Source organism: Streptococcus infantis (assembly GCF_000960085.1).
Lineage (GTDB): Bacteria > Bacillota > Bacilli > Lactobacillales > Streptococcaceae > Streptococcus > Streptococcus infantis_C.
This window is the reverse complement of sequence record NZ_JYGT01000007.1, coordinates 160301-175854: the sequence shown is the minus strand read 5'-3', so window position 1 is coordinate 175854 and position 15554 is coordinate 160301. Positions and strand designations below refer to the sequence as shown.

Annotated in this window: 15 protein-coding genes; all 15 read left to right on the top strand. The window is 38.6% G+C overall.

The window, feature by feature from the left end; translation table 11 throughout:
- Window positions 1-159: 159 nt before the first annotated feature.
- Window positions 160-1323 carry a class I SAM-dependent rRNA methyltransferase gene (locus TZ94_RS03540; RefSeq protein WP_045614177.1) on the top strand — a complete coding sequence of 388 codons (1164 nt, stop codon included), beginning with the start codon at window positions 160-162 and terminating at the stop codon, window positions 1321-1323.
- A complete protein-coding gene (gene aroD / locus TZ94_RS03535; protein WP_045614175.1) occupies window positions 1320-1997 on the top strand; it encodes a type I 3-dehydroquinate dehydratase in 678 nt (225 codons plus the stop codon). Before TZ94_RS03540 ends, aroD begins: the two co-directional genes overlap by 4 nt.
- Complete coding sequence (locus TZ94_RS03530; protein WP_045614169.1) at window positions 1987-2841, top strand: shikimate dehydrogenase; 855 nt, start codon at window positions 1987-1989, stop codon at window positions 2839-2841. The genes aroD and TZ94_RS03530 overlap by 11 nt, the downstream gene beginning before the upstream one ends.
- 18 nt (window positions 2842-2859) lie before the next feature.
- The gene (aroB, locus tag TZ94_RS03525) at window positions 2860-3927 is read left to right on the top strand and encodes a 3-dehydroquinate synthase (RefSeq protein ID WP_045614165.1); all 1068 of its coding nucleotides are present in this window, start codon (window positions 2860-2862) and stop codon (window positions 3925-3927) included.
- Between the two features lie 9 nt (window positions 3928-3936).
- Window positions 3937-5103, top strand: a complete 1167-nt coding sequence (gene aroC / locus TZ94_RS03520) for a chorismate synthase (RefSeq protein WP_045614162.1) — start codon at window positions 3937-3939, stop codon at window positions 5101-5103.
- Window positions 5104-5112: 9 nt separating this feature from the next.
- Window positions 5113-6216 (top strand): prephenate dehydrogenase, encoded by a 1104-nt coding sequence (locus TZ94_RS03515; RefSeq protein WP_045614160.1) that lies wholly within the window; start codon window positions 5113-5115, stop codon window positions 6214-6216.
- Window positions 6217-6227: 11 nt separating this feature from the next.
- A complete protein-coding gene (locus TZ94_RS03510) occupies window positions 6228-6566 on the top strand; it encodes a YlbF/YmcA family competence regulator (RefSeq protein WP_045614159.1) in 339 nt (112 codons plus the stop codon).
- Window positions 6567-6655: 89 nt separating this feature from the next.
- Entirely contained in the window at window positions 6656-7939 is a 1284-nt protein-coding gene (gene aroA / locus TZ94_RS03505) for a 3-phosphoshikimate 1-carboxyvinyltransferase (RefSeq protein WP_045614158.1), read from the top strand.
- Complete coding sequence (locus TZ94_RS03500) at window positions 7932-8408, top strand: shikimate kinase (protein WP_045614153.1); 477 nt, start codon at window positions 7932-7934, stop codon at window positions 8406-8408. The genes aroA and TZ94_RS03500 overlap by 8 nt, the downstream gene beginning before the upstream one ends.
- Window positions 8405-9253, top strand: coding sequence for a prephenate dehydratase (gene pheA / locus TZ94_RS03495; protein ID WP_045614151.1), 849 nt, complete (start codon window positions 8405-8407; stop codon window positions 9251-9253). Before TZ94_RS03500 ends, pheA begins: the two co-directional genes overlap by 4 nt.
- On the top strand, window positions 9250-10578 hold the full coding sequence (locus TZ94_RS03490; RefSeq protein WP_045614149.1) for an LCP family protein: 1329 nt from the start codon (window positions 9250-9252) through the stop codon (window positions 10576-10578). The genes pheA and TZ94_RS03490 overlap by 4 nt, the downstream gene beginning before the upstream one ends.
- Window positions 10579-10718: 140 nt before the next feature.
- Complete coding sequence (locus tag TZ94_RS03485; protein ID WP_045614146.1) at window positions 10719-11564, top strand: LicD family protein; 846 nt, start codon at window positions 10719-10721, stop codon at window positions 11562-11564.
- A complete protein-coding gene (locus tag TZ94_RS03480) occupies window positions 11545-12516 on the top strand; it encodes a glycosyltransferase family 2 protein (protein ID WP_045614143.1) in 972 nt (323 codons plus the stop codon). Before TZ94_RS03485 ends, TZ94_RS03480 begins: the two co-directional genes overlap by 20 nt.
- Window positions 12517-12537: 21 nt before the next feature.
- Window positions 12538-14694, top strand: a complete 2157-nt coding sequence (locus TZ94_RS03475; RefSeq protein WP_045614141.1) for a LicD family protein — start codon at window positions 12538-12540, stop codon at window positions 14692-14694.
- A 44-nt stretch (window positions 14695-14738) separates the two neighbouring features.
- Window positions 14739-15551 carry a LicD family protein gene (locus TZ94_RS03470; RefSeq protein ID WP_045614139.1) on the top strand — a complete coding sequence of 271 codons (813 nt, stop codon included), beginning with the start codon at window positions 14739-14741 and terminating at the stop codon, window positions 15549-15551.
- Window positions 15552-15554 lie beyond the last annotated feature (3 nt).

The following is a 15554-nucleotide window of genomic DNA, read 5'->3' as shown; positions in this document are numbered from 1 at the left end:
TACTCTAGCTCTTTTATGTCCATTTTTTACAAAAGCTTTTATAGAAAAAAGATGCTATCTGATGGAAAAGAGTGATAAATAGCTTCAATCCCTATGGAATCAATGGAGAAATCACTTTCTATTTTGTGAATTTTCAACAAATTTGATATAATTGTATCTATGAATAAAGTATTCGTCAGTCGGCGTGTCGAAAAAAAGCTCCATAAAGGTCAGGTTCTTTTGGAAGAAGTTGATTTTCTAGACTTATCTGAAACTAATCAAGAAGTTGAGCTTTTCAGCCAAAGCAAAGAATTTTTAGGAAAGGCTTACTTATCCAGTCAAAACAAGGGGATTGGTTGGTTTGTAACCAACCAGAAAGTTTCTTTTAATCAAAAGTTCTTTGAAAGCTTATTTGAAAAAGCCAAACAAAAACGTTCTTCCTACTATCAAGATGAGTTGACAACTGCCTTTCGTTTGTTTAATCAAGAAGGCGATGGTTTTGGTGGAATGACGCTGGACCTCTACGGAGATTATGTTGTTTTCTCTTGGTATAACTCCTATATCTATGGTCTTCGCCAAGAGATTATGGCAGCCTTTGCTCAGGTATTTCCAGAAGTCTTGGGTGCCTATGAAAAGATTCGCTTTAAAGGTCTAGATTATGAGTCTGCCCATATCTATGGTCAAGAAACAGCTGAATATTTCACTGTTCTTGAGAATGGAGTCTTGTACCAAGTCTTTATGAATGACGGCCTAATGACAGGGATCTTCTTGGATCAGCATGAAGTTCGTGGGAGCTTAGTGGATGGTTTAGCAATGGGGAAATCCTTGCTCAATATGTTTTCCTATACAGCAGCTTTCTCAGTCGCTGCAGCTATGGGAGGAGCTAGTGAAACAACCTCTGTGGATCTAGCCAAGCGTTCGAGAGAACTATCAGAAGCTCATTTTCATGCTAATGGTTTGAGTCTAGACAATCATCGATTACTTGTCATGGATGTCTTTGAATACTTTAAATATGCTAAGAGGAAGGGTTTGAGCTACGATGTGATTGTTCTGGATCCGCCTAGTTTTGCCCGAAATAAAAAACAAACATTCTCTGTAGCTAAGGATTATCATAAGTTGATTTCCCAAAGCCTAGAGATTTTAAACCCAGGTGGAATCATTATTGCTAGTACCAATGCGGCTAATGTTTCCCGTCAAAAATTCACAGAACAAATCGACAAAGGATTTGCAGGTAGAAAGTATCAGGTCCTTCATAAATATGGACTTCCAGCAGACTTTGTCTACAATGAAAAAGATGAAAGTAGTAATTACCTCAAAGTGATTACCATGAAGGTTAGTAAATGAAATTAATTGTTTCTGTCATGCCAAGAAGTATAGAAGAGGCTCAGGCTATTGATGTTATGCGGTATCATGATGCAGATATCATTGAGTGGAGAGCAGACTTCTTACCCAAGGAAGCTATCTTGCAGGTAGCGCCAGCTATTTTTGAAAAATTTGCAGGTCGTGAGCTTGTTTTTACTTTACGTACTCGTTCTGAGGGTGGTCAAATTGAGCTCTCTTCAGAAGAGTATGTTCAAATTATCAAGGAAGTGGCCCAGCTTTATCAACCAGATTATATTGATTTTGAGTATTTCAGCTACAAGGATGTTTTTGATCAGATGTTGGACTTTCCAAATCTTGTCTTGAGCTACCATAACTTCCAAGAGACACCTGAAAATCTAATGGAAATATTGTCTGAGTTAACAAGTTTAAATCCTAAAGTTGTGAAAATAGCTGTTATGGCTAATACAGAACAAGATGTGTTGGATCTGATGAACTTTACACGTGGCTTTAAAACACTGAATCCTGAACAAGAATATGTAACGATTTCTATGGGAAAAGTGGGCAAGGTCTCTCGTATTACTTCAGATGTGACTGGTTCTAGTTGGTCTTTTGCAAGTCTAGATGAAGCTAGTGCTCCAGGACAAATTTCACTATCTAGCATGAAAAAAATTAGGGAGCTTCTAAATGAAGATTGATGGCTACACACGTTTAGCAGCTGTAGTCGCAAATCCTATCAAACACTCCATTTCTCCCTTTATTCACAATAGCGCTTTTGAGGCAACCAATACCAATGGAGTTTATCTTGCTTGGGAAGTAGGGGCAACCGATTTGGCAGAAACAGTTGCCAATATTCGTCGCTATCAGATGTATGGAATCAATCTTTCCATGCCTTACAAGGAACAAGTGATTCCTTATCTGGACCAGTTGAGCGAAGAGGCTTGTTTAATTGGTGCAGTTAATACAGTTGTGAATCGAGAAGGAACATTAATTGGATATAATACAGATGGCAAGGGATTCTTTAAGAGCTTGCCTTCTTTTAAAATATCAAGGAAAAAACTGGTTTTGTTAGGAGCAGGCGGTGCAGCCAAGGCAATTTTGGCACAGGCAATCTTGGATGGAGTAAGTCAGATTTCTGTCTTTGTTCGTTCTTCATCCATGGGAAAAACAAGACCTTATTTAGAAAAAATACAGAATGTGACTGAATTTAGAGTAGATTTATTTGCATTAGAGGATATTCAAGAACTTCAAGACAGCATCACTAAAGCCGACCTCTTGGTTAATGCTACTAGTGTGGGCATGGATGGATCCTCTCAGCCGATCCCGACCAGCATCGTTTTACCAGAGAAGCTCTTGGTAGCAGATGTGATTTATCAACCCTTTGAAACACCATTTCTAAAGTGGGCAAGGAGCCAGGGAAATCACGCTGTTAATGGCCTAGGGATGTTGCTCTACCAAGCAGCTGAATCTTTTCAGTTATGGACCGGCAAGGAAATGCCAACAGATCAAATCTGGGAATTATTAAAACAAAAGTATCAATAAAGAAAAAGGAGAACTGCTATGAAAATCAAAATAGACCTTCCCCACCATCCCTATGATATTCAGATTGAAAAAGGATGCTTGTCTCAAGCAGGAAAATGGTTGCGGGAACTTTGGCAACCGCAAAAAGTCGTTATCATTACCGATAACCATGTGGCTTCTCTCTATGCAGAAAAAGTTAAATTGAGCCTAGAGGATGCGGGTTTTCAAGTGGCAGTTTTTGACTTTCTAGAGGGTGAAGAGCGAAAAAATCTAACAACGGTTCAAAAGGCTTATGAATTTCTAGTTAAGCAAGACTTGACTCGTAGCGATGGTATCGTAGCTCTAGGTGGTGGAGTTGTTGGTGATTTGGCTGGCTTTGTAGCCTCAACTTACATGCGAGGTATTCACTTTGTTCAAATTCCGACCAGTTTGACTGCTCAAGTGGACTCTTCAATCGGTGGTAAGACAGGAGTGAATACTCCTTTTGCCAAGAATATGGTAGGAACTTTTGCCCAGCCAGATGGCGTTTTGATCGACCCAACGGTTCTTGAAACCTTAGGGAAGAGAGAATTGATTGAAGGAATGGGTGAAGTCGTTAAATATGGCTTAATTGAAGATCCAGAACTCTGGGACCTATTATCTGATATGGATGGTTCTGTAGAGAGTATTTTGGAGAATTCAGAAAGTTTGATTGAACATTCTTGCCAGGTCAAGCGCAAGATGGTAGTTGAGGATGAATTGGACAATGGTATTCGTCTGTATCTCAATTTTGGTCACACAATTGGTCATGCTATCGAAGCGACTGCTGGTTATGGACGTGTCATGCATGGTGAGGCAGTAGCGATGGGAATGGTTCAGGTCTCTAAGGTAGCCGAACAAAAAGGTCTCATGCCAGTGGGAATCACTCAGTCAATCCGAGAAATGTGTCAGAAATTTGGTCTTCCTGTTGATTATGAAAACTGGGATGTTGATAAGCTTTATCAGGCCTTGACTCATGATAAAAAAGCGCGTGGTAACACCATGAAATTAGTCTTGGTACCAGAACTTGGTTCAGCCACTATTCACCCCGTCTCACTCGAAGAAATGAAAGATTACTTGGTAAAATAAGGAGAATGTATGAGATATTTAACAGCAGGAGAATCACACGGTCCTCGTCTGACAGCAATTATTGAAGGAATTCCAGCAGGTCTTCCTTTGACTGCCGAGGATATCAATGAGGATCTCAAACGTCGCCAAGGTGGTTACGGTCGTGGTGGTCGCATGAAGATTGAGAGCGATCAGGTGGTCTTTACTTCTGGCGTTCGTCATGGAAAGACGACAGGAGCTCCCATTACCATGGATGTCATTAACAAAGACCATCAAAAGTGGCTGGATATCATGTCTGCAGAGGATATTGAAGACAAGCTTAAAAGCAAACGAAAAATCACTCATCCTCGCCCTGGTCACGCTGACTTGGTAGGAGGTATCAAATACCGCTTTGATGATTTGAGAAATTCCTTGGAACGTTCATCTGCTCGTGAAACGACTATGCGAGTGGCAGTTGGGGCTGTGGCTAAACAACTATTGGCTGAGCTTGATATTGAAATTGCTAACCATGTTGTTGTCTTTGGTGGTAAGGAAATCGATGTTCCAGAAAACTTGACAGTCGCAGATATTAAGAAACTAGCTGCCCAGTCAGAAGTTTCTATCGTCAACCAAGAACGTGAGCAGGAAATCAAGGACTATATTGATCAGATTAAACGTGATGGAGATACCATCGGCGGTGTTGTTGAAACGGTTGTCGGTGGTGTTCCGGTTGGTCTGGGTTCTTATGTTCAATGGGATAGAAAACTAGATGCAAGACTAGCTCAAGCGGTTGTCTCCATCAATGCCTTTAAGGGAGTGGAGTTTGGTCTTGGTTTTAAAGCAGGTTATCTTAAGGGTAGCCAAGTCATGGATGAAATCATCTGGTCACCAGAAGATGGCTATACTCGTCGTACTAATAATCTTGGTGGTTTCGAAGGTGGCATGACCAATGGTCAACCGATTATTGTTCGTGGGGTCATGAAACCAATTCCGACTCTCTATAAGCCATTAATGAGTGTCGATATTGAAACCCATGAGCCTTATAAGGCAACGGTGGAGAGAAGTGATCCAACCGCTCTTCCAGCAGCAGGTGTTGTTATGGAAGCAGTCGTAGCAACGGTCTTGGCCCAGGAAATTCTAGAGAAATTCTCTTCTGATAATCTGGAGGAATTAAAAGAAGCTGTTGCTAAACATCGGGAGTATACAAAGAATTATTAAGGAGTGCTTATGGCTAAAACCATCTATATCGCAGGATTGGGTTTGATTGGTGCTTCCATGGCACTTGGAATCAAGCGGGATCATCCTGATTATGAAATTTTAGGATATAATCGCAGTCAGGCATCTAGAGATATTGCCTTGGAGCGAGGAATGATTGATCGTGCGACGGATGATTTTGCCAGTTTTGCTCCACTTGCAGATATCATCATTCTTACCTTGCCAATCAAGCAAACCATTGCTTTTTTACAAGAATTGGCAACTTTGGAACTAAAAGAAGGTGTCATTATTTCTGATGCTGGATCGACCAAGTCAGCAATCGTGGCTACAGCTGAGAACTGTTTTGCAGATAAGCCTGTTCGCTTTGTAGGGGCTCATCCTATGGCAGGGAGTCATAAGACAGGAGCGGCTTCTGCCGATGTTAATCTTTTTGAAAATGCCTACTATATCTTCACACCTTCGAGCCTAACGACTCCAGACACGCTTGAAGAAATGAAGGACTTGCTGTCAGGTCTGCACGCTCGTTTCATTGAAATCGATGCTGAAGAGCATGACCGAGTGACTTCTCAGATCAGTCATTTTCCGCATATCTTAGCCTCAGGATTGATGGAACAAACTGCCAAATATGCTGAAGAGCATGAGATGGCCCGATGTTTTGCGGCAGGTGGTTTCCGTGATATGACTCGAATCGCCGAAAGTGAGCCAGGCATGTGGACTTCTATCCTCTTATCTAATCGAGAGACTATTATTGAACGCATCGAGAATTTCAAGGGTCGTTTGGACGAGATTGAGCAAGCAATCAGCAAGGGGGATGAAAACCAAATCTGGAACTTTTTCAATCAAGCGCGTGAGCAACGCCAAGCTATGGAAATCCATAAACGAGGAGGAGTAGATAGCTCATTTGACCTCTATGTCGATGTTCCCGATGAGGAAGATGTTATCTTGCGCATCTTGGAATTGCTACGAGGAACTTCCTTGGTCAATATCCATATCAATGAGGAAAACCGTGAAGATATTCACGGGATTCTGCAAATTTCCTTTAAGAATGCTCAGGATTTAAAACGTGCTGAGCAAGTCATTACAGAAAATACAAATTACACAGTCGTTATTAAATAAGGAGGACAATTATGTCAAATATTTATGATAGTGCAAACGAACTAAGTCGCGGACTACGCGAATTGCCTGAATACAAGGCGGTTAAGGAAGCTAGAGATGCTATCCAAGCCGATGCAGAAGCTAGCAAAATATTTGCAGATTATATTGCTTTTCAGCATGAAATCCAAGTGATGGCCCAAACTGGTCAAATGCCAGACGCTTCTTTCCAAGAAAAAATGGAATCTTTTGGCAAGCAGATTCAAGGCAACTCTCTTTTATCAGCTTTCTTTGCCAAACAGCAACAACTTTCTATTTATCTATCTGATATTGAAAAAATTGTTTTTGAACCAATTTCAGAACTTTTAAAATAAGAATTTACCTCATAAAGTCAGGAATTTTTAAGAAATTTCTGACTTTTTATGATAAAATAAGAAAAAGTATTGTCAGTATGAGGACCACTATGAAATTAAAAACAAACATTAAGCACTTAAATGGTAGTATTCGGGTACCAGGAGATAAGTCCATCAGTCATCGCTCGATTATTTTTGGAAGCTTAGCTGAGGGTGAGACTAAGGTTTATGATATCTTGCGTGGTGAAGATGTCCTATCAACTATGCAAGTTTTTCGTGACCTCGGCGTTGATATTGAGGACAAGGACGGTGTCGTTACCATTCAAGGTGTTGGGTTGGATGGATTGAAAGCCCCTCAGAATGCTCTCGATATGGGGAATTCTGGGACCTCTATTCGTTTAATTTCAGGCGTACTTGCTGGCGCAGACTTTGCAGTAGAGATGTTTGGAGATGATAGTCTTTCCAAACGTCCTATGGACCGTGTGACCCTTCCTTTGAAAAAAATGGGAGTTAGCATTTCTGGTCAAACAGAGCGAGACTTGCCACCTTTGCACTTAAAAGGAACAAGAAACTTAACACCTATTCATTATGAATTGCCAATCGCCTCTGCTCAAGTCAAGTCTGCCTTGATTTTTGCAGCCTTGCAGGCTCAAGGACAGTCAGTCATTATCGAGAAGGAGTGCACTCGTAACCACACAGAAGATATGTTGCGTCAATTTGGTGGGGAGTTAAGTGTCGATGGTAAGAAAATCACTGTCCAAGGGCCACAGAAACTTAGTGGACAAAAGGTTGTTGTGCCGGGAGATATTTCGAGTGCAGCCTTTTGGTTGGTCGCAGGTTTGATTGTTCCTAATTCTCGTGTGGTACTTAAGAATGTAGGTATTAATGAAACTCGTACAGGGATTATTGATGTAATCCGTGCTATGGGTGGCAAATTAGAGATTACTGATATTAATCCAATTGCTAAGTCTGCAACCTTGACTGTTGAAACTTCAGATTTGAAGGGAACAGAGATTGGTGGAGCCTTGATTCCACGCTTAATTGATGAATTACCAATTATTGCTCTCCTAGCTACCCAAGCTCAAGGGCAAACGGTCATCAAAGATGCAGAAGAACTCAAGGTTAAAGAAACTGACCGTATTCAAGTTGTCGCAGACGCTTTAAATAGCATGGGAGCAGCTATTACTCCTACAGCAGACGGCATGATTATCAAAGGGAAATCTGCTCTCCATGGAGCCAGAGTCAATACCTTTGGTGACCACCGTATCGGCATGATGACAGCCATTGCAGCGCTTTTAGTGGCAGATGGAGAAGTTGAATTGGATCGTGCAGAAGCTATTAATACTAGCTACCCAAGCTTCTTTGATGATTTGGAGACTTTGATTCATGGCTAAGGTTTTACTAGGTTTTATGGGTGCAGGAAAATCTACTATTGCTAGAGGATTAGATCCTGACTTTGTAGACATGGATGCCTTGCTTGAAGACCGACTGGGGATGCCAATTGCTCGTTTCTTTGAAGAAAAAGGAGAAGCAGCCTTCCGTCAGATAGAAGAAGAAGTTTTGGCTGATCTGCTAAAGACAGATCAAGTTATCTCCACAGGAGGAGGAATCGTTATTTCTCCTCGAAATCGTGCCTTACTCAAGCAAAATCCAGATAACATTTACCTAAAAGCAGATTTTGAGACCCTTTACCAGCGAATTTCAGCTGATAAAGACAATCAACGCCCGCTATTTCTAAACAATAGCAAGGAAGATTTAGCTGCGATTTTTGATGAAAGACAGGCTTGGTATGAAGAAGTAGCTAGCCAGATTGTAGACGTGTCAAGCTTAAGCCCAGAAGAAATTATAGAGGAACTGAAATGAAAATTGCCTATCTAGGTCCCAAAGGATCTTTTTCGCACCATGTTGTGCAGACGGCTTTTCCTCATGAGGAACTGGAGCCATTTTCAAATATTACAGACGTTATCAAGGCCTATGAACAGGGATTGGTAGACTATTCAGTAGTGCCAGTTGAAAATTCCATTGAAGGCAGTGTTCATGAGACACTGGACTATCTTTTCCATCAAGCTCGCATTCAAGCTGTGGCAGAGATTGTTCAGCCAATTCACCAACAATTGATGGCAGTGCCAGGGCAATCTAAAATTGAGAAAATCTTTTCTCACCCACAGGCCTTGGCACAAGGGAAGAAATTTATTGACGAGTATTATCCAGATGCGCAACTAGAAGTCACTGCCAGTACAGCCTACGCTGCGCGCTATGTTTCTGAGCATCCTGATCAACCATTTGCGGCGATTGCCCCAAGAAGTTCTGCAGAGGAATATGGTTTAAAGCTGATCGCTCAAGATATTCAAGAAATGGAAGCCAATTTTACTCGTTTTTGGGTTTTGGGGCCTAACTTACCACAAATCCCCTTGAGTCCAGGTTCTGAAAAGATGAGTCTAGCTTTAACCTTGCCAGATAATCTTCCAGGTGCATTATACAAAGCACTTTCTACCTTTGCATGGCGTGGAATTGACTTGACTAAAATTGAGAGCCGTCCCCTTAAAACAGCCTTGGGTGAATACTTTTTTATCATTGATGTAGACTATGCTGATAAAGAATTGGTCTATTTTGCTCAAAAAGAATTAGAAACGATTGGAATCCAGTATAAAATACTAGGATCTTACCCTATCTATACCATACAGGATAAAGGGAAGGAGAAGGAATGACTAGAGAGAATCCTCTAACACACCATGAAAAATTACGTTATGACTATCTCTTGAAAAATATTCATTATCTAAATGAAAGGGAAAGAAGAGAGTTTGCTTTTTTGCAAGCAAAGTTAGATGGTCAACAAGACGTCCGTCCGGTTGAAAAGGAAGAGACAGATGAATCAGAATATCAAGGCTTTTCTGAATCTAACACCGGTCTACCAAGTTATACAAATCGTACTCGTGCAAGCCGACGTACTAGTCAATCTCAACCAAAAGCTAAACTTCCAAAGCAAAAGAAACAAAAGAAAAAAAGAGGTTTTCGTTTTAAACGCTTATTTGCTTGGTTAGGGATGTTATTGCTTTGTGTAGCAGTAGGAATGATCGTCATGTTCTTAAAGGGATTTCAATCAGCGAGTCCTAATAGTTCAAGTGGTCCCAAAGATGCCAAAGCTGCTCAGGTTGAAGTCTTCAATGGACAGGATACTCGTGATGGAGTTAATATTCTTATTTTGGGTACGGATGGACGTATCGGACAAGATAGTTCGGAAACTCGGACGGACTCTGTCATGGTTTTAAATGTAAGTGGTAAAGATAAAAAATTGAAGCTTGTTAGCTTTATGCGTGATAACTTGGTCTATATTGATGGGTATAGTCAAGTCATCAATGGTCAAAAACAGACCGACCATAAATTAAACTTAGCCTACGAATTAGGGGAACAAGAAGGTAAACAAGGAGCCGAAAGGGTTCGTAAGGTGCTCAAGGATAATTTTGATCTAGACATCAAATATTATGCCCTTGTCGATTTCCAAGCCTTTGCAACAGCCATTGATACGCTTTTCCCTGATGGTGTGACCATTGATGCTCAGTTTTCAACTCTAAATGGGGTCCCAGTTACAGAAGCGACTGTAGGAGATGACTTGCACGCGACGGAAACTGAGTCACCGACTCAAACCATTCGAGCTGGGAAACAACAGATGAATGGTTCGACTCTTCTCAACTATGCACGTTTCCGTGATGATGATGAAGGGGACTATGGGCGTACTCGTAGACAGCAACAAGTCATGACTGCTGTTTTACAACAAATTAAAGATCCGACAAAACTTTTCACTGGTTCGGAAGCTCTTGGTAAAGTATTCGCCATGACCTCTACAAACCTTCCATATACTTTCTTATTGACCAATGGTTTATCAGTCCTTGAAGGTGCGCAGAATGGTATTGAAAGATTGACAGTTCCAGAACTTGGAGACTGGGTAGACGACTTTGACGTATACGGTGGTCAATCCCTTCGAGTGGACCAAAAAGCTTACCAAAATAAACTGGCCCAGATGGGATTTAGATAAAATATAAAATGAATCAGAGCTTGAGGCACCTATAAAAATAGGTATCTCAAGCTTTGATTTTTCACATGGTCAGATGGATTTATAAACTATTTTTATGGTATAATAGAATGATGTATTCTATAGAAGAGGAAGAGAATGAGATGAGTGATTTAAAGGCAATTCAAGCTCGTAGCCTAGAGATGGCTGAATATTTTGTCGCCTTTTGTAAAGAACACGGATTGCTCTGTTATTTGTGTGGTGGAGGAGCTATTGGAGCTCTCCGAAATAAAGGTTTTATTCCTTGGGATGATGATTTAGACTTCTTTATGCCCCGCAAGGATTATGAAAAATTAGCAGAGCTATGGCCTCGTTATGCGGACGAGCGTTACTTCCTATCAAAAAGTGATAAAGACTTTATCGACCGCAACCTCTTTATCACTATTCGAGACAAGGAAACAACTTGCATCAAGCCTTACCAACAAGATTTAGATCTCCCACATGGCTTGGCTCTGGATGTTCTTCCCTTGGATTACTACCCTAAAAATCCAGCTGAACGTAAGAAACAAGTACGTTGGGCCCTGATTTATTCTCTCTTTTGTGCACAAACCATTCCAGAAAAACATGGAGCTCTCATGAAGTGGGGTAGTACCATTTTACTAGGGTTGACTCCTAAATCGCTTCGCTATCGTATCTGGAAAAAGGCTGAAAAAGAAATGACCAAGTATGGACCAGCTGAAAGTGATGGCATTACAGAATTATGCTCAGGTCCAGGCTACATGAAGAAAAAATATCCAATTCAGGCCTTTGAAGATAATATTTTCTTACCTTTTGAAGGAACAGAGATGCCTATTCCAGTTGGTTATGATGCCTATCTCAGTACGGCTTTTGGTGATTATATGACACCACCGCCGGCAGACAAGCAAGTACCTCACCACGATGCTGTAATCGCTGATATGGATAAGAGCTACACAGAATATAAGGGAGAATATAATGCAAGAAAAAATTAGTATTATTGTTCCAGTATACAATGTAGAAAAGTATCTTGAACGATGTGTTGAGTCGATTTTAAAGCAGACTTATACCAATTTTGAATTGCTTCTTATTAATGATGGTTCGACAGACCAGAGTGGTGAACTATGTGATCAACTAGTTTCTAAAAATGGAAATATCAAGATTTTTCATCTTGAGAACGCTGGAGTCTCTAATGCTAGAAATGTAGGCATTCAAAACTCAACAGGAGAATGGATTACTTTTATTGATAGTGATGATTTTATTACACCAGATTACTTGGAAACTTTACTAAGCGCAGTTGATGGTGATGATTCAATTGGATTTAGTGTAGCACGTCTCCATCATATAAAAAATGGTCAAATTACAGAACTACCAGTTTTTTCAGGAAAAGAAGAAAAGTGGTCGACAGAGCAGACAATGAGAGAATTATTGACGACAAGTAAAACTTCTTTTTTCCCTGTTGCAAAATTATTTAGAAGAGAGATTATTTCAGATTTTACATTTAATACAGACTATCATTTGGCTGAGGATGCTTTGTTTTTAACAGAAGTCTTACTAAAAACCAAATGTACAAGCGTATTTATTGATAAACTAATCTACTATTATGATCATCGTCAGGGAAGTGCGACAACTTCTGTCAATACACATGTATTTGATACCATAGAGGTCTATAAGATTATTGTTTCGGAAGTTTTTCAAATATTCCCACAACTAAAAACTGAATTAGTAAACAGAGAATGTTGGTCATATATTACTGTATACGATAAAATAATCTTTACGGATTCTAATCAATATCAAACAGAGAAAAATACGTTGAGAAAGTGGATTATTAATCATTTATCTGAGATATTAAAAGATCCTTATTTTACTAATTTTCGAAAAATAGCCGTTTTGTCCCTCCTTGTTTCTCCATGGATTTATAGACAAATTGTCGGCTTGAATCAATAATGTCATTTAAAGGAGTTGAAGATGAATTTTTCAAAAACGAATGAATGCTTTGAAAAATCAAAATTTTGGATTTCATATCTGTTTGTTTTTATATCGATTTTAAGCATGAGTTCCTTAGTTTATAAAGTAACAAATCCTGTTTATAAGGGCTTATCAGCAGTTGTTGTTCTTTGTATTTGTTTAACCTTATTATTAAATTGGAAACGAATAGAAATCGATAAAAAGTTCCTAGGTTTATTTGGGCTTTTAGCGGGGAGCCATCTAGTAGCAACATTGGTTAATCGCTCGGGCCACTTGATGGGAAATATGGTTGAAATCTTCTTTATGATTACCTACATTTTACTATTTACCATGGTGAATTTAGAGTATCTTAAGAAGTTAATTCGCTTGATTGCAGGAACGGTTCAAATTGTTTCTTTTTTCTCAGCCATATTTGCTTTTGTTCTTTTAATATTTAGAGTTTTAATATTATTTAAAATTGGAGAACAATCCTATTATTATGGTGTTATGAATGGACGCCTATGGGGAATTGTTAATCCAAATGCAAGTGCTATTTTTTCTTACATCAGCATTGTTTTTGCTTTGTATCTTATTCATAAAGGAAGTAAATACTCAGTTTATTTAAAGATAAACAATCTGATTCAGTTAATCTATTTTGCGACTATGCAGAGTAGAGGAGCACTTTTATCAGTCATTTTGATGCTTGGAATTTATTGTCTTTTTATTTCTAGAGGAAAATTACTCAAAAAATGGCTTACTTTTCTAGTAGCTAGTATCTTACTCACAGGTAGTAATATTGGTATTAGTTATGTAACTTCTATATATATTTCAGCAGCCAAGGCAACTGTAATTGACTTGAATAAAGGCAAATCATATTCAGAGACAGATTCGGACATAGCCAAGAAAAACGGGGAACTTCACCTAATCGAGACGACACCAAGTGGACGTACTTATATTTGGAAAAATGCTATTAAAATGGGAAGTGCAAAACCGTTATTTGGCTATGGTGTTCGAAATGTTACCGATTACTATACAGAGTACTTTAGTAAATTTGAAATTCAGAATTCGCTGATTGGTGGGAACTTCCACAATATATTTGTAACAATTTTTGTAAGTTCAGGATTATTAGGTTTACTTTCTTTCATCATTTTAATAATTTATATCGCTGGAAGATTTGTTACTTATTTAATTGTGTCTAAGAAGAATAGCGAAAAATTTATTATGATTCTATTTTTTGGTATTTTATTTGGACAATTGTTTGAAAGTCAGATTATGTATTCTACAAACTTTATCAATATTATTTTCTGGTTAGTGATTGGCTATGGTTTAACGGTCTGTTCGAAAGAAAAAAATATCCGTTATGAGGAAGTGACAGATATTTCTGAAATCCAACAGATGGAATTAGGAATCATGGAGTATATTCATGAAGTTTGTCAGAAAATTGGTGTTAAGTATTTCTTAGCTTATGGTAGCTTAATTGGCGCAGTTCGTCATCAAGGTTTTATTCCATGGGATGATGATATGGATATTTGTATGCTTCGAGATGATTATGAAAAGTTACAAGATTATTTGATTGCCCATCCAGATGAACGATACGAAGTCATGTCTTATAAAAATAATATCAATTATGTTTATCCTTTCATGAAGGTTCAAGATAATCGTACCTACCTACTTGAGGAAGATGTGCGAATTGATTCGAATATGGGAATCTATGTAGATATTTTCCCTGTAGATGGTTATGAAGATGATCGGGCGTTTAAGGATAAAATGACTAAAATTATAAAAAAACGCCAATTAAGTTGTTATACTTTCAAGGGAATTACGAATACTAAAAGTGTAGTAAATTCAATGATCCGCTATATTTCTGTTATTATCTTTTATTTCACAAACACAAATAAGTACGTTTCTCAAATCGATGAATTGGCAAAATCTAGAAAAGTAGAAGATTATGAACAAGTAGACTACCTTATCTATAAAGATATGAATAAACCTGTTTGGAAACGAGAATGGTTAGAAAATGTTGAAATTGGTAATTTTGAAGGTAAGGAATTCATGATACCAAAACACTACCATGAAATTCTTACTTCAGATTATGGAAACTATATGCAGTTGCCACCAGTGGAGCAACAAGTTTCCCATCATGACTTCAAACTATGGAAAATTGTAGAGAATGGATAATATTTTTTCATCTTAGGAAAGAGTAAAAAATAGGAGTGACAAAGATGTCTGAGAGAATTTTAAGTCTAGAAGAGATTAAGCAAGTAGAACTTGATATTCTAGAGTATTTACATAAAATCTGTGAAAAACATGATATTAAATATTTTATCGATTTTGGAACCTTGCTTGGGGCTGTACGTCACAAAGGCTTTATTCCTTGGGATGATGATACAGATATTTCCTTAGCTAGAGATGAATTTGAAAAGTTATACGAAGTTCTAAAAAACGATAACCACCCATACTATAAGCTGATTTCTTTTAGAGAAACGAAGGGTTATCCATATAGTTATATGCGTGTTTACGATATTCGAACACGGAGAGATTCGAATCTTTTAGATCCAAGTGTTGTGCTTGGAACTTGCGTAGATGTCTTCCCGTACGATGGTCTTGTTACAGACGAACAAGATCGTAAGAAAATGAAACTCTATAAACAACTAATTCGTCTATCGTCTTTGAACTTTAAAGGAATTAAATACGAAAACGGAGGGATTAAAAATCTTCCTCGTTATATCGCGTCAGCAATATTCAGATTTACATCTCCTCAATTCTGGAATCAAAAGCTAGAACAACTTGCCTTAAAATACAGTGTTGAAAATTCTACAGACTTGGTTTGTTCAACTTATGATTCATACTATCCAGCTGGCATTAAAGCAGAATGGCTGTATGATACAATTGATATGCCATATGAAAATCTAATCCTAAAAGTACCAAGAAGATATCATGAGATTCTTGTCTATGAATTTGGGAAAGATTATATGACTCCACCTCCTGCTGACAAACAGATACCAGGAAATGAGAAGAATTATTGGATTGATTAATGA

Bases quoted from the DNA above. Each gene is read 5' to 3' on its own strand.
- TZ94_RS03540 (WP_045614177.1), top strand. From the start codon at position 160: ATGAATAAAGTATTCGTCAGTCGGCGTGTCGAAAAAAAGCTCCATAAA.
- aroD (WP_045614175.1), top strand. From the start codon at position 1,320: ATGAAATTAATTGTTTCTGTCATGCCAAGAAGTATAGAAGAGGCTCAG.
- TZ94_RS03530 (WP_045614169.1), top strand. From the start codon at position 1,987: ATGAAGATTGATGGCTACACACGTTTAGCAGCTGTAGTCGCAAATCCT.
- aroB (WP_045614165.1), top strand. From the start codon at position 2,860: ATGAAAATCAAAATAGACCTTCCCCACCATCCCTATGATATTCAGATT.
- aroC (WP_045614162.1), top strand. From the start codon at position 3,937: ATGAGATATTTAACAGCAGGAGAATCACACGGTCCTCGTCTGACAGCA.
- TZ94_RS03515 (WP_045614160.1), top strand. From the start codon at position 5,113: ATGGCTAAAACCATCTATATCGCAGGATTGGGTTTGATTGGTGCTTCC.
- TZ94_RS03510 (WP_045614159.1), top strand. From the start codon at position 6,228: ATGTCAAATATTTATGATAGTGCAAACGAACTAAGTCGCGGACTACGC.
- aroA (WP_045614158.1), top strand. From the start codon at position 6,656: ATGAAATTAAAAACAAACATTAAGCACTTAAATGGTAGTATTCGGGTA.
- TZ94_RS03500 (WP_045614153.1), top strand. From the start codon at position 7,932: ATGGCTAAGGTTTTACTAGGTTTTATGGGTGCAGGAAAATCTACTATT.
- pheA (WP_045614151.1), top strand. From the start codon at position 8,405: ATGAAAATTGCCTATCTAGGTCCCAAAGGATCTTTTTCGCACCATGTT.
- TZ94_RS03490 (WP_045614149.1), top strand. From the start codon at position 9,250: ATGACTAGAGAGAATCCTCTAACACACCATGAAAAATTACGTTATGAC.
- TZ94_RS03485 (WP_045614146.1), top strand. From the start codon at position 10,719: ATGAGTGATTTAAAGGCAATTCAAGCTCGTAGCCTAGAGATGGCTGAA.
- TZ94_RS03475 (WP_045614141.1), top strand. From the start codon at position 12,538: ATGAATTTTTCAAAAACGAATGAATGCTTTGAAAAATCAAAATTTTGG.
- TZ94_RS03470 (WP_045614139.1), top strand. From the start codon at position 14,739: ATGTCTGAGAGAATTTTAAGTCTAGAAGAGATTAAGCAAGTAGAACTT.